Genomic DNA, 12,941 nt, shown 5'->3' on the forward strand with positions numbered 1-12,941 from the left:
AATTCGGGAGCAATAAATACATTGAGAGTATCGGTTTAGAAAATAACTTTAAATCTTTAATGCAATATTTTAAATGCAAGCCGATCTACATGACTCTATTTGTTGGTTTATTAGGTAGTTATACGTTTTTATCACAAGGTGTAGATGGAAGATTTGAAATTGATAATGAAAAGAAATTATTGATTAGTGAAATTAAAATGCCATTAAGAACAAACGGATATTGTTTTTATTCTTTTAATGATGGACAGGAAGAAATTAGTGAGGATGCAGGTTCTGATTGTTATTTAGGTGATATATCAAATAAGTCATCAACATTACTATTTGGTGATTCCTATGCGGGACACAATGAACCATTCTTTGATGAGATTTTTAAGAGAAATAATAAGTCATTTCAATCAATAGTTACTAATTGGTGTATAGCATCCTTTACTGATAACTTTACAGGGCCGAAAACTCATAATGCATATAAACAATGTTTAATTAACAGAAGTTATCTTAAGAAGAATCTGAAAAATTATAAAAATGTAATTTTTGCAGGTTCTTGGGATAGTGCATTGTCTAAAAATCAACTTGATGATTTTAAATTAGTCGTAGATGAAGCTTCTAATATGGGAGTTAATGTTTTTATAATGGCTGCTCCACATAGATATGAAAGTAGCATCATGAAAAAGTTTTACAGGTCTATCTATTTTAATAGTGATTTTGATATCAATGAAGTGAGTGATAAGGATCATAAAATGAAAATTGCCAATTCACAATTAAAAGATCTATCTAAAAAATATGAAAATGTACATTTTATTGATAGAAAAGAACTTTTTAATGATACTAATACATTCAGAATTAATAAACTGGAAGTACCATATAGTCTTGATGGTGGGCATATTTCAATTATCGGTTCTAAATACTCAGCCCTACATTTTATGAATAGTGAAAATTATGTAAACACTATGAAGTATTTTAATTGATTTAATATATTGATTTAATATAAACAAAATATATCAGGAAGATCTTTAATTGTTTCTTTTAATTTAAGATCTTCCATTTTAAAATAGAATACTTTCTTACTTCGGTCATACTTAGTATCTTTAATAAAATTATGCTTTGATAGTGTCTCTATGGCTGTATTAGCTGATTTTTGTTTTAACTTCTGACTCTTATCCTCAATGTCTAATAACTTAGCTATATGCGAAAGGTGAAGATACTTAGCGTGTGGCCCCATACTCATTAAAAACAGTGCGATTTTTTGAGAGTTAATTTTTAGTCCTTTCAATAAGCAGACATTAACAAAGAATGTATTGCTATTAGTATCAAAATAATCAAGGTTGATATTGTAAGTTAAGATCTCATTTTCTTTATCTAAAACAAAATATGAAAATATTTCATTATTAATTTGGTTTAAGAAATCCATTAGGTCATACTTTGATTCCCCTCTGAAAATCTTATATGTTTCTTGTAATTCCTTTATGCTTATTTCAATTGTTCTGTTTTCTTTTGTTCTAATTATTTCGTTATGAAGCAATATAGAAAATAGATAAAAATCTCTTGGTTTTTCAAATGACCTTATGAGGTTAGTATCTCTAACTGCATTTTGATTTAATAAAATTATTAACTTGTTTTTTTCAACTTTTGGTAATTGTGGTAGTTCATTATATTTATTCATAATATCCTCTTTTTGGAACGGTTGTGTAATACAATTATCATATATTTATTAAATGTAAATAGGCAATTAAAATTATTTTTCGCACTACGTGCGGATTATCAGAAATGCGCATAGCGCAATTGTATTTTAGTATTCTAAAAATAATAATAAATAAAATACTTAAAGATATATTAGGGTGTTTTATTAATGTCTAAATAATCTGATGTTTAAAGTAATAATTTAATGTGTGACTTTTTATTTTGGAACGGCTGTGGAATACACTTGGAACTATTGCGTGACATGATTGGAACAGTTATGGAATGATATTGGAACGGTTGTGGATATCTATCTAATTTTGATTGTCAAAGTCCCAATGTTTGACAATATTATAATATATGCTCATATGTTTAATGTATATACCAACAAACACGTTTGTATACTCACTATACAAACTTCGTTTGGTTCGCCCTACGGGGTTAAACAATCAAAAATTGTTTATACTGAAAATTATAAGGAGATTTCAAATGGAATTGAAAACAGTATTAAGATTTGAAAAAATAAAAAGCTACAATAATTTGAACTTATCAAATGCTCACGTATATAGATATTTAGAAACACCTAATGCTAACCCAAAAATAAGTAATAAAAAATTACTTGGTTCTGGAAATGTCGTTAGGGACGTAAAACGAAAGTTTGAAAAAAATAATATAACCCCAAGAAAAAATGCAGTGCTTTGTATTGAGGCTGTATTAAGCCTCTCGCCTAATTTTTTCCAAAGCAATATCAACACAAAAGAGTTTGCAATAAATGCTCGTAAATGGCTAATTAATGAGTTTGGGGATAACCTTGTATCCGCTGTGTTGCATCTTGACGAAAGGACTCCACATATACATGCTCATATTGTACCAATGACTGATGATGGTAGATTGTCAGCTCGTGAACTTTTTAATAAAAGAACATTGCCTGATTATCAAAAATCTTACTTGAATAAAATGAAAATGATTGAACCTAAATTAAAATACAATCAAGGTTCTAAGGCAGAGCATACGAAAATTAAAGATTATTATTCAATGATTAACAAGGAAATAGAAAATAACAAAGAATTGAAAAACAATATTTCAAGGTTAGAAAATGAACTCGAAGAAAGAGATGATAAAATATTCTCTATGGTTAATAGGGAAAAAAAGTTAGAAAAGTCAATAAAAGAACAAGATAATGAAATGTTTAAGCTGAAAAAGGTTATTGAACAACTAAAAGACAAAATTAAAGAACTTTCTAACCCAACTAAACCTGATAATGAAATTGAAAGTGAGTATGAATATCAACACCTTTTTCCGGAATTAAATCCAAATAACTTTCCTGATGAGATAAATAAAAGAAAAGATAAAAAAAGAAATAGATTAAGGAGATAGATTTCTTAATCTATTTCTTATATTTTATTCAAAAGAATAATCTTTTTCCGGTGTGTCAACGCCCCAAAAATTAGCAGCCCTTAATATTTCTATAAATCTTCCATCCATCTTACCACTTTTATATGCATTAATTATTTCTTCTTTTAACTCAAAGAACTCTCCAAAACCGTCGACAGGGCTTATGTTTTCTTTCTTTTCAATTTTACTGTTTTGGAGGGGGAAATGAACAATCTTTCCATTTAAATATAAAGCAGTGCACGATTTTGAATCACTTGAAATAACAAATCCAGCAAAGTTTTCATTAACAAACCTTTTTCCTTTTATTATTGAAATAGGGTCTGTCTTGTCAAAATTATTTAATTTATTATCACTTGAAAGTCTTGCTATGTTAGCTTTAAAATCTGCAACTCTGGTATCATTGATTCTGATCTTTTTACGTTGTTTTGAACTCTCTTTTAGATATGTTTCATAATCTAAACTACCATTGTCGTTCATATTTTCTAAGGTGTTTATATTTTTTTCAAATTCCCTTGTTTCAGAGGATATATAACTTATTTGTTGTTTTATTTTTTTTATTTCTTCACTATTATCTTTCTTTGTTTTAGTTATCATTCCAAACATATTTGGAGTAGAAGAAAGAAAATCATCATATTTTATAGATTTACTCTTACAGCCTAAGATACGCCTTCCTTGACACTTTAACATATAGTATAAAGTTCTCCCTTTTTTTGTAATCTTATCATCAGTCTCGAAATAATATTTTTGCCCGCAACCAGAACAGAATATTTTTCCAGTAAATATATTAATAGATTTTCTACCAGAATATTTGATGGTTTTTTTTGTTGTTGTCATTGATTGAACAACATCCCAATCATCAATAGATATAATTTGAGGATAGTAGTTTTTAAATACTTCACCGGTCTTCTTTATATGAAGATCTCCGAGGACACAGCGATTTTTGAGGAGGTGATTAATTTTGGCAGAGCTCCAAGAGTTGGTAAAGTTCTTATGTCGATTCTTTGCTACCTGTTCAATACCTTTGTCATTGAATATTCTCGCAATATCACCCATTGAAGCTCCTTCAATATACATTTTAAAAACACGTTGAACAATTTTTGCCTTATCATTAACAACAAAATCTTTTTTTTGTTTTGTTCCTTTATTATCTATCCAGCCAGGAAATATACCTACATACTGTATAGGCTCGCCATTATTTAACTTGTCAATTCTCCTATCAAAGCTCTTCAAAATACGTTCTGACTTTACTGCACTTTCTTTATTCGCTTGTACCATTAGCATAGAAGAATAGAGAACACTCATTAAGTCATTAAGGCTCTCCTTTGTGTAGATCATCTTATCCATCAATGTAATTACATTAATGTTTGCTCTTAGAATAGTTCTCAACACATCGGATGCATCATCTAAGCTCTGGCGAGATAGTCTATCAATCTGCTCAACACACAAATAGGCGGAACCATCAGTCTCTATCATCCCAGAGTCTATGGCGTCAAAAAAATCCCCTAATGAGCCCTTTTTGATATGGTCAGCTTTGTATGCCGATAGCCCTAAGTCCCTTAGTTCAAGGCTATCATTTACTGTATAACCGTTCTCCTTTGCATACTTCAAGATATCGCCAAGCTGTCGCTGATATGAGCTACCGCCTGATTGTTGCTCACTACTGAATCGGACGTAGGGATATAGTATTTTCTGCATTGTTTCATTCCTTAGATTAGGCAAATCTTAATATCATTTATTCCTGTTAATCATACACTAAATCACAGTGAACTTGGCGCCAGCGGACCTACCCAAAGAAGGTGGGCGTTTCGATTTACCTATTGCTTTGGGGATTTTGGCGGCTTCGGCACAAATTGCCACAGATAAGCTGAAAAACTACGAATTTGTTGGAGAGTTAGCACTTTCCGGTGAGTTAAGATCGGTAAAAGGCGTGCTCCCGGCAGCGTTAGAAGCGAGTAAAATTCAACGTCATTTGGTGGTACCGAACGTCAATGGTGATCAGGCTGCGCTGGTGGCGAAAGAGCTGCACAAATCCGCGCACTCTTTATTGGAAGTTTGTGCAGAGTTGTGTGGCCAGCAAAAGCTTGAACTTTATCAATCTCCTAAACTAAGGAAAGCCACGAAGCATGGACGCGATCTGCAAGATATTATCGGTCAACAACAAGGTAAAAGGGCACTCGAAATTGCAGCAGCTGGCAACCACAACCTATTGTTTCTTGGCCCTCCTGGTACCGGAAAGACGATGTTGGCATCGCGTTTGTGTGACTTGTTACCGGAAATGAGTGATGAAGAAGCGATGGAAACGGCATCGGTTGCCTCGCTGACGCAAAGTGAAATTAATGAGCACAATTGGAAGCTGCGGCCTTTTCGTTCACCGCACCATTCGAGCTCAATGGCAGCGTTAGTTGGTGGTGGATCTATTCCTCGCCCTGGCGAAATATCGTTGGCACACAATGGGTTGCTCTTTTTGGATGAAATGCCTGAGTTCGACCGGAAAGTTTTGGATTCTTTGCGCGAGCCATTGGAGTCTGGGGAAATCATTATCTCTCGGGCACAAGGAAAAACTCGCTTTCCTGCACGATTTCAGTTGGTGGGCGCGTTGAACCCAAGCCCAACCGGTTACTATGAAGGTAACCAAGCTCGCACCAATCCTCAAGCGATCTTACGCTATTTAGGGCGACTATCTGGACCACTTCTTGACCGATTTGATATGTCGTTAGAAATTCCAGCATTACCAAAGGGCACGCTTTCGCAAGGGGGGGAGCGTGGTGAATCGACTGCCGTCGTAAAGCAACGGGTGAATACTGCTCGCGAAGGTATGCTGTCGCGCAGTGGTAAAGTGAACGCGTTGTTGGGCAGTCGAGAGATTGAAACGTTTTGTCCTTTACAGAAAAGTGACGCCGAGTTTCTCGAAACGGCTTTGCATCGTTTGGGGTTATCTATCCGAGCGTATCATCGCATTATTAAGGTTGCCAGAACCATCGCAGATTTAGATGGCGCAAAGCATATTGAGCGCGCTCATCTTGCCGAAGCACTTGGTTACCGAGCAATGGATAGACTACTGAAGCAACTAACAGCACAAGCGGTTTAGTTGCTTCAGTCACTATAGCGATGAGTTAAGCGGGATTAGAATTTGTAGTTTAAGCCAAGTGAGAGCAAGTACTCTTTCTCATCAAAGAAGGTGAGATTTGAATCGGTTTGACTGTAGCCAGCAAAAGAAACAAACGACCAGTCTTGCCAATCGAATACGTTTTCGTACTCATAAGCAGCGAATAGGCTTAAGGTGTCATCGCTGCGTTTCTTGCCAAATGTTTGACTTGCCGATTGAAAGTCTTTCAATGTGTAACCAGCAGTCAGAGCTAAGCGATGCTGGTTGATGAATTTGAACCAACTTAGATCCGCACCGTATGAATCGAATGATTCTGCATCGCCCTCTGCATCTTGCATGATGTAAGTAAACGCAGGTTGTAGAATGGAAGTTGGGGTCATTGAAATACGGTAGCTACCTTTGAAGTAGTAGACGTCAGCATCACGTGCGAGTGAATCGTCAAACCCAATCACGTCGTCATTTTCAACGTCACGCTCGGCGTAGCCAAGTTCGAGGTTAAAGTTTTTATCGATAAGGCCTTTGGCTTGGAATCGAAAAGCATTGCCGCTTTCATCGGTTGTGCTGCGTGCTGAGCCAGTTTGGTATGGATTGCTCCAGGTTTCACCGTCCACTAGGGTTGGCAAGTAAGAGAAGTCAAGGACTGTACCTGAATCTAATTGATACTGATAACCTAATTGAAAGGCCAGTGTACCTATGGCGACATCAGAACGTGACGTACCCATATAGACTTGGTGGTTAAGGGCACTACCAAACGTGTAAGCCACATTACCCAATGGTGCAATGACGGCAGAACTCTCACTTTCTCCTTTCTGATTAAGTGAGTTTATCGTTTTGCTATTGTCTGTATTTAAGTTCGACTCGGTAGAAGCATAACCAGCGATAACCGATATCTCCCCACTAAACCCCTGACTGTCTGCCAGTTGTGCTTGAGAAGTGCTGACTACCAAGGCTAAAGGTAAGAGTGCCAACTTTAGTCTCATTCGTGATCTCCTAAAATGTCGAATGAACAATTATTTGCTTAAGCATTGTTATGTGAAAATTGTTGTGTGAAAACGGCCTGAGAATAGCTAGGTAACACGTAAGACCCTTCTTACACACATTCTAATGTAACGATAGAGTCGTATAATTACACGCTGTTTTATTAATCACCCTATTATTTTTTTGTTAAATGATCATGTTCTCATAAGTGTTACTTTTCACTCACGCATCTCGGGTGATGGTCAATTCGACCGCTTGCTCAATCGTGATTGGTCGATGAACAGGTACTTGGGTATACCTGTAATCTCGATAACGAGTAAATCTTGCTCTAAAAGTAAGGGGAGCACATACGGCTCCCCTTGATATTTGATCTTACAGTGTATATCTCAACAGCGATGAGGTGAAAATTACTTTAGGGTCAGCAGGTAGTTGACCAGCGCGAAGTACTCATCGGTTGATTTGATGCTCTGTGCTTGGACTTGATATTTGTTATTCACGATCACAGCAGGTACACCCGTAAGACCGCTGTCCTCAAACTGTTTGTCCATGCGACGAACCATTGAATCTACGGCAAACCCGTTGAAGGCCGAATCAAACTTTTTCGCATCAATGCCTTCATCTACGAAGATTTGACGCAGCTCTGCATCGTCACGTGGTGGTTTACGTAGATTGTGAATACGATTAAACATTACTGGCACCATTTGGTCTTCAATTTTTAGCGCGATCATGGTTGCGAATGCTTTGCTCATTGAAGTGCCCATATTGCCACCCATGAAAGACACGTGATTCTTTTGTAACTTCACACCTTCTGGTAGCTGTTTCTTCAATTGCTGAATAACTGGTTCAAACGCATTACAGTGTGGGCAATAAAATGAGAAAAACTCGCTGACGACTGGTTTTTTTGATGCTTCTAAATCTAAGACTTTATAGTGCTCACCTTCTTTAAATTGCGCTGCGTTGACTGACAGACTGAGTATCAGCATAGAAAATAATGCGAACAGCTTTTTCATGTAAATATCTCCATTTTGAATTGTTGGGCTGATTCAACCCCAAATCACCTCAAGAACATTAGGTCAACGAGAATGACAGGTTACAGTCCCGGTAACATTTTACACTTGGGTTTTTAAGCAATCATTGGGCGTAAGAACGTTAAGTGTATGTTATTTGGTTTTTTATCACCATTGTGGCATTAACGACAGTGGTGCTTCCTCTAAGTTGGCTATCTGTTCTTTAAATGCAAGGACTTGGCCTTCCCAGTATTTCGGTTCATTGAACCACGGAAATGCGAGAGGGAATGCTGGGTCGTGCCAACGTTTGGCCAACCATGCCATATAGTGCACCATTCGTAGACCGCGAAGAGGTTCGATTAGTTTCAATTCTGTTGGGTTAAAGTCACAAAACTCTTGGTATGCTTCCAATATGATGTCGAGCTGCATGATTTTATCTTGTCGATCACCGTTTAACAGCATCCACAGATCTTGCACCGCGGGACCATTGCGCGCATCGTCTAAGTCAACGAACATTGGTCCATCGCGCCACAGAATATTCCCTGGATGGCAGTCACCATGAAGACGAATTGGATTGAGTTCGGATGGCCAGTGATGTTCAATCGCTTGGATCAGCAGATCTAAGTCATTAAAGAAACTGTTTTCCAAATGCATTGGGATCATCGATGAATGTTGGAGCAGCTCACGTGGTTGGTAGAGATATTCTTGCAAACCAATGCTTGGACGGTGTTGAAAGTTGGTTCTGCTGCCGACCTTGTGAATGCGCCCGAGGAACCTTCCCACGCCTTCCAGTTGTTGTAAGTTGTCGACTTCAAACTGGCGCCCACCGACGCTATCAAACAGGGCAAAGGTGTATCCTTGGTACTGATGTAAGGTTTGACCATTAAGCAATACAGGCGGTGCAACGGGAATTTCATTGTCGATGAGTTCTAAAGTGAAGTCGTGCTCTTCTTGTATTTGCTCATGACGCCAGCGCTCTGGGCGGTAGAACTTAACCACATAGCGGCGACGCTCTTCATCAGTAAATTGATAAACGCGGTTCTCGTAGCTGTTAAGTGGGAGAAACCCAGACTCAGCTCGAATACCGATGCTTTCTAACGCATACCACATAAAATCAGGGGTAAGGGCGTCAAAGTTAAAAGTACCTTGAGACATATAAATAAAAAGGCTCATTGCTGAGCCTTTTTCCATTGGGCACCGTAAGTCATGCTACAGCTTTTTGATAAACCGGCTTTCTACTTCGATGGTAAATTGGTTGCTCTTATCGGTGAGTATAAACTGAATCGTGGTGATAGGAGAGTCTAGCTTGTCAGGATCGACACCAAGGCTCATTGGCAGGTTCAAAACTTCACCAGGTTGAACTTGAATGGTTTGTTTGCCATACCAACTCACATCACCCATTCCGGTGACATTGAGAGCGTATTCTTGTGTTTGTTGAGTTTTGTTGATTACTTTAAGGGTATAAGTATTTTCTACTTCCCCGGCGCTGTTGGTACGGAATAGTTGGTTTCGGTCACGAATGACCGTTAGGCCTGCAGGATCCACAGATGCAATTTGCGCAAAGAACAGCCCAATCATGATCAATAGGACGGCGCCATAACCGAGTAATTTTGGCCGCAGAACTTTCGTGGTTTTGCCGGATAGGCGGTGCTCTGTGGTATAACTGATCAGTCCTTTCTCATATCCCATGCGATCCATGGTTTGGTCACAAGCATCGATACACGCACCACAGTTGATGCATTCATATTGCAAGCCATCTCGGATGTCAATGCCAGTAGGACACACCTGAACACATAGATCACAGTCAATACAGTCACCTAGACCAAGCTGTTTCGGATCTGCTTTACGTGGGCGAGGACCGCGTTTTTCCCCTCGTTTCGCATCATACCCGACGATGAAGGTGTCTTTATCGAACATGGCTGACTGAAAGCGTGCGTAGGGGCACATGTGGATACACATAATCGAGCGCATCCAGCCAGCATTGCCGTATGTGCAAAAAGCAAAAAATAGCACCCAGAATATTGGCCAGAAACTGGCATTGAGAGTGAAGAAGTCAATAACCAGTTGCTGCATCGGCACGAAGTAACCGACAAAGGTGAAGCCTGTTGCAAGTGCGATCGCAAACCACGCTAGGTGTTTGGCGGCTTTACGCATGGCTAAATTAGCGGTTAATTTGTTGCCATCTTGTTTACGACGCTTGTTTGCACTGCCTTCGAGTTTTTCCTCAAACCAGATATACATAAAAGTCCAGACGGTTTGCGGGCAGAGGTAGCCACACCAAACCCGACCTAAAAAGGTGGTGATGAAAAACAGCCCAAAAGCCGCGATGACAAACAGTACCGCGAGTAGCGTCAGATCTTGTGGATATAAGGTGGTGCCAAAAAAGTTGAATTGTTGGTTGCCGATATCGAGCAAAATCGCTTGGCGTTCTCCATAAGGAATCCAAGGTGTTAAGGCAAACAGCAGCAACAAAAACCAGCCACCATAACGTCGCAGTTTTTGGTAAGTCCCTTTACTCTCACGCACATAAATACGATTGCTTGGGTTAAAACGATCCCCGTTGCCTTTATGTGTTTTTGGGTTAAAGGTTTTGGGAGTCACATCCTTGATATCGATCTTGTCTTTATCCTGACTCATTTAGCTTTCCTTCTTGGGCTTTTTATAGGCTACGGTGCCATTTCTATTGTTGGCACTCGATGCATTGCTATGTTTATACTCAAGCATCCTCAACATTCGCCTTTGGCAACTCATCGTGAGATTGATCGAGTATATACTTTAGTAAACACTGATGTGCGGCGATTATACGATCAATAACAATTTCTTTTCTTTAACGCAGTCAATGTTTAACAACAAAAAACAGTACAGTTGACCTGATAATTGTCTGAACAGTGCGTCTATTTAAATGCGCTTTTGATCATTTTAGTGGGTAATAATCGCTTTAAGAGGTGTTATCTACTTTGTCATGTGAGTCATTAGTAACGACAGTCTGGGTCGTGTTCCGAGCGATTTTGCTGGGGAATCAATCGAACGCTCATTTATCCAGATGGGCAGTATTCAGTTGTAAAAAAGCGACCTTTGATGGATCGCTTCTGAAAGGCAGGGGCTGCGCTATTTAATTACACCACGAGCACGTAATAGCGCGGTTTTGAAATCATCTTCTTGGTCTTTCTTTAGCCCAGGGATCATGTCGTCTTTGTTGCTATTGCGCATTTTCAGATGATAGATCAGTACATCATCGGTTAAATCTTCCAGATTGCCATTAAAACCCGCTTCGCCCGCTAATTTGACAATAAACTGTATGAGATTCATTTCTTGATCTTTGTGCCACTCAGGCTCCAACAGCTCGATTAACTCTTCAATACGATGACACTTCATTTTCCTTCTCCACAAATTTTGTAAGTATTTTGTTTAAGGTACCAAATTGCATCGAGAAGACAAATAAGAAAACGTTGAAAAGAAAAAGCGCAGTGAATACTGCGCTTTTGATTAAGCTGCTTTGATGACTTTGGTCGAAGCTTTTGATGTCATCGCAAGTTTATCAACTAATGTCATTGCTGGCGTACTACGTTGCTGCGCTTTCGGTGCTTGAGTAAAGCCACTGCGGCGGCGCATTGCACTACTATTGGTGTGTGCGAACCTGACTGTTGTTGGGCGCATTGCATTACCTAACTGTCAGGCATATCCATTGCCGATGTTATGGCCTAAATTACTACGAGTTCGGCTCCAGTTTTAACCTGAAGGAGGCTCATTTGGCTCTCGCCAATCCAATTAGTAATTCAGGAATAGCGATATGCATGCATATCAGTTATTAGATTAGCACCCTTATATTCGTTGGTCGATAGTTGAGCAATTGAATTCGTTCAATTTTGTTATTTTTACCCTTAAAGAGAGAAAAAATTTTGTTTTGATCCCGAGAACCGCAGTAGTAGTATGAGGCATAGACGAAGGAGGTGCATATGTCATTTTTAAAGAAGACACTTGCAAGTTTTGGAATCGGCAGTGCTAAAGTAGACTCGATTCTAAATCAGGATGTGGTTTACCCCGGTCAAAGTGTGGATGTGTCTATCCATGTGTATGGTGGAGCAACAGAGCAAGCGATCGACAATATTGATCTGAAACTGTGTTGCCGTTATATCGCTGAAACTTTGGATGATAGAGGCTCTCGTGAGGGGCACATGATGCGCCGAGTACCACAAACCCATGTTCTCGCTGAATGGAGCCTCCCTTACGCATTTGTTATTCATTCCGGTGAAGAGCGTACGTTTGATGCCAAGCTTAATGTGCCATGGAATACACCAGTAACAATTGGTGACGCCAAAGTCTGGCTTGAAACGGGACTCGATGTTTCTGCCGCGCTCGATCCTACGGATAAAGATACGTTAACCGTGCGCCCTGATCCGTTGATGGATGCGGTATTGTCTGCACTAGAAGCACAAGGGTTAAGAATTCGTCAGGTCGAATGTGAAGAAGTGGACGGCTTCGAGCTGCCTTTTGTTCAAGAGTTTGAAATGGTACCAACTGATGGTCCATACCATGGTGTGTGGCGCGAACTGGAGTTTGTTGCGCACAGAAATGCAGATGAACTCAAGTTATGGTTTGAAGTTGATCGCACTCGCAAAGGGACGAGTGGCATGCTCGCAAGTTTACTTGGAAGCGGAAAGCTGAAACGTGAAATGGTGATTCCAGTTACGACCAGCCCAGAAAACGTGGGCGATATCGTGATCGACTACCTAGATCAAACCACCGCGCTGCACGAAAATGAGTTTTAGCTTACACGTGTA

General features: G+C 39.1%; 11 protein-coding genes and 1 pseudogene. 4 read left to right on the top strand and 8 right to left on the bottom strand.

Features of this window, described 5'->3' with window-relative positions:
- The coding region (locus SU60_RS20445) for an SGNH hydrolase domain-containing protein (protein WP_209419728.1) at positions 1-965 on the top strand (965 nt) is incomplete at its 5' end.
- A gap of 14 nt (positions 966-979) precedes the next feature.
- On the opposite strand, the gene SU60_RS20450 is transcribed toward SU60_RS20445, so the two are convergent.
- A complete protein-coding gene (locus SU60_RS20450) occupies positions 980-1,660 on the bottom strand; it encodes a hypothetical protein (RefSeq protein ID WP_041157141.1) in 681 nt (226 codons plus the stop codon).
- A gap of 503 nt (positions 1,661-2,163) precedes the next feature.
- On the opposite strand from SU60_RS20450, the gene mobV reads away from it, so the two are divergent.
- A complete protein-coding gene (mobV, locus tag SU60_RS21060; RefSeq protein WP_052481570.1) occupies positions 2,164-3,051 on the top strand; it encodes a MobV family relaxase in 888 nt (295 codons plus the stop codon).
- Positions 3,052-3,075: 24 nt separating this feature from the next.
- Here mobV and SU60_RS20465 read toward each other — a convergent pair whose 3' ends face one another.
- Complete coding sequence (locus SU60_RS20465) at positions 3,076-4,764, bottom strand: recombinase family protein (protein WP_041157143.1); 1,689 nt, start codon at positions 4,762-4,764, stop codon at positions 3,076-3,078.
- A 61-nt stretch (positions 4,765-4,825) separates the two neighbouring features.
- On the opposite strand from SU60_RS20465, the pseudogene SU60_RS20470 reads away from it, so the two are divergent.
- Positions 4,826-6,157: pseudogene (locus tag SU60_RS20470) on the top strand (YifB family Mg chelatase-like AAA ATPase); the annotation flags it as partial.
- Between the two features lie 35 nt (positions 6,158-6,192).
- On the opposite strand, the gene SU60_RS20475 reads toward SU60_RS20470, so the two are convergent.
- From SU60_RS20475 to SU60_RS21855, 6 genes are all read right to left on the bottom strand, one after another.
- Entirely contained in the window at positions 6,193-7,155 is a 963-nt protein-coding gene (locus SU60_RS20475) for a DUF2860 domain-containing protein (protein WP_041157144.1), read from the bottom strand.
- Positions 7,156-7,560: 405 nt separating this feature from the next.
- Positions 7,561-8,163, bottom strand: coding sequence for a thiol:disulfide interchange protein DsbA/DsbL (locus SU60_RS20480; RefSeq protein WP_041157145.1), 603 nt, complete (start codon positions 8,161-8,163; stop codon positions 7,561-7,563).
- 165 nt (positions 8,164-8,328) lie between these two features.
- Complete coding sequence (locus SU60_RS20485) at positions 8,329-9,315, bottom strand: serine/threonine protein kinase (RefSeq protein WP_041157166.1); 987 nt, start codon at positions 9,313-9,315, stop codon at positions 8,329-8,331.
- Between the two features lie 54 nt (positions 9,316-9,369).
- Positions 9,370-10,797 (bottom strand): cytochrome c oxidase accessory protein CcoG, encoded by a 1,428-nt coding sequence (gene ccoG, locus SU60_RS20490; RefSeq protein WP_041157146.1) that lies wholly within the window; start codon positions 10,795-10,797, stop codon positions 9,370-9,372.
- A gap of 471 nt (positions 10,798-11,268) precedes the next feature.
- The gene (locus tag SU60_RS20495) at positions 11,269-11,535 is read right to left on the bottom strand and encodes a YihD family protein (protein ID WP_041157147.1); all 267 of its coding nucleotides are present in this window, start codon (positions 11,533-11,535) and stop codon (positions 11,269-11,271) included.
- Positions 11,536-11,646: 111 nt separating this feature from the next.
- Positions 11,647-11,817 (bottom strand): hypothetical protein, encoded by a 171-nt coding sequence (locus tag SU60_RS21855; protein WP_128814743.1) that lies wholly within the window; start codon positions 11,815-11,817, stop codon positions 11,647-11,649.
- A gap of 299 nt (positions 11,818-12,116) precedes the next feature.
- On the opposite strand from SU60_RS21855, the gene SU60_RS20500 reads away from it, so the two are divergent.
- Complete coding sequence (locus SU60_RS20500) at positions 12,117-12,929, top strand: sporulation protein (protein WP_041157148.1); 813 nt, start codon at positions 12,117-12,119, stop codon at positions 12,927-12,929.
- Positions 12,930-12,941 lie beyond the last annotated feature (12 nt).

It is taken from the genome of Vibrio mytili (genome assembly GCF_000830505.1).
GTDB lineage: Bacteria > Pseudomonadota > Gammaproteobacteria > Enterobacterales > Vibrionaceae > Vibrio > Vibrio mytili.

What these genes read in the sequence shown, in the direction of transcription:
- SU60_RS21855 (WP_128814743.1), bottom strand. Translation starts at nt 11,817, where the DNA reads ATGCGCCCAACAACAGTCAGGTTCGCACACACCAATAGTAGTGCAATG.
- SU60_RS20480 (WP_041157145.1), bottom strand. Translation starts at nt 8,163, where the DNA reads ATGAAAAAGCTGTTCGCATTATTTTCTATGCTGATACTCAGTCTGTCA.
- SU60_RS20465 (WP_041157143.1), bottom strand. Translation starts at nt 4,764, where the DNA reads ATGCAGAAAATACTATATCCCTACGTCCGATTCAGTAGTGAGCAACAA.
- SU60_RS20475 (WP_041157144.1), bottom strand. Translation starts at nt 7,155, where the DNA reads ATGAGACTAAAGTTGGCACTCTTACCTTTAGCCTTGGTAGTCAGCACT.
- SU60_RS20485 (WP_041157166.1), bottom strand. Translation starts at nt 9,315, where the DNA reads ATGTCTCAAGGTACTTTTAACTTTGACGCCCTTACCCCTGATTTTATG.
- ccoG (WP_041157146.1), bottom strand. Translation starts at nt 10,797, where the DNA reads ATGAGTCAGGATAAAGACAAGATCGATATCAAGGATGTGACTCCCAAA.
- mobV (WP_052481570.1), top strand. Translation starts at nt 2,164, where the DNA reads ATGGAATTGAAAACAGTATTAAGATTTGAAAAAATAAAAAGCTACAAT.
- SU60_RS20495 (WP_041157147.1), bottom strand. Translation starts at nt 11,535, where the DNA reads ATGAAGTGTCATCGTATTGAAGAGTTAATCGAGCTGTTGGAGCCTGAG.
- SU60_RS20500 (WP_041157148.1), top strand. Translation starts at nt 12,117, where the DNA reads ATGTCATTTTTAAAGAAGACACTTGCAAGTTTTGGAATCGGCAGTGCT.
- SU60_RS20450 (WP_041157141.1), bottom strand. Translation starts at nt 1,660, where the DNA reads ATGAATAAATATAATGAACTACCACAATTACCAAAAGTTGAAAAAAAC.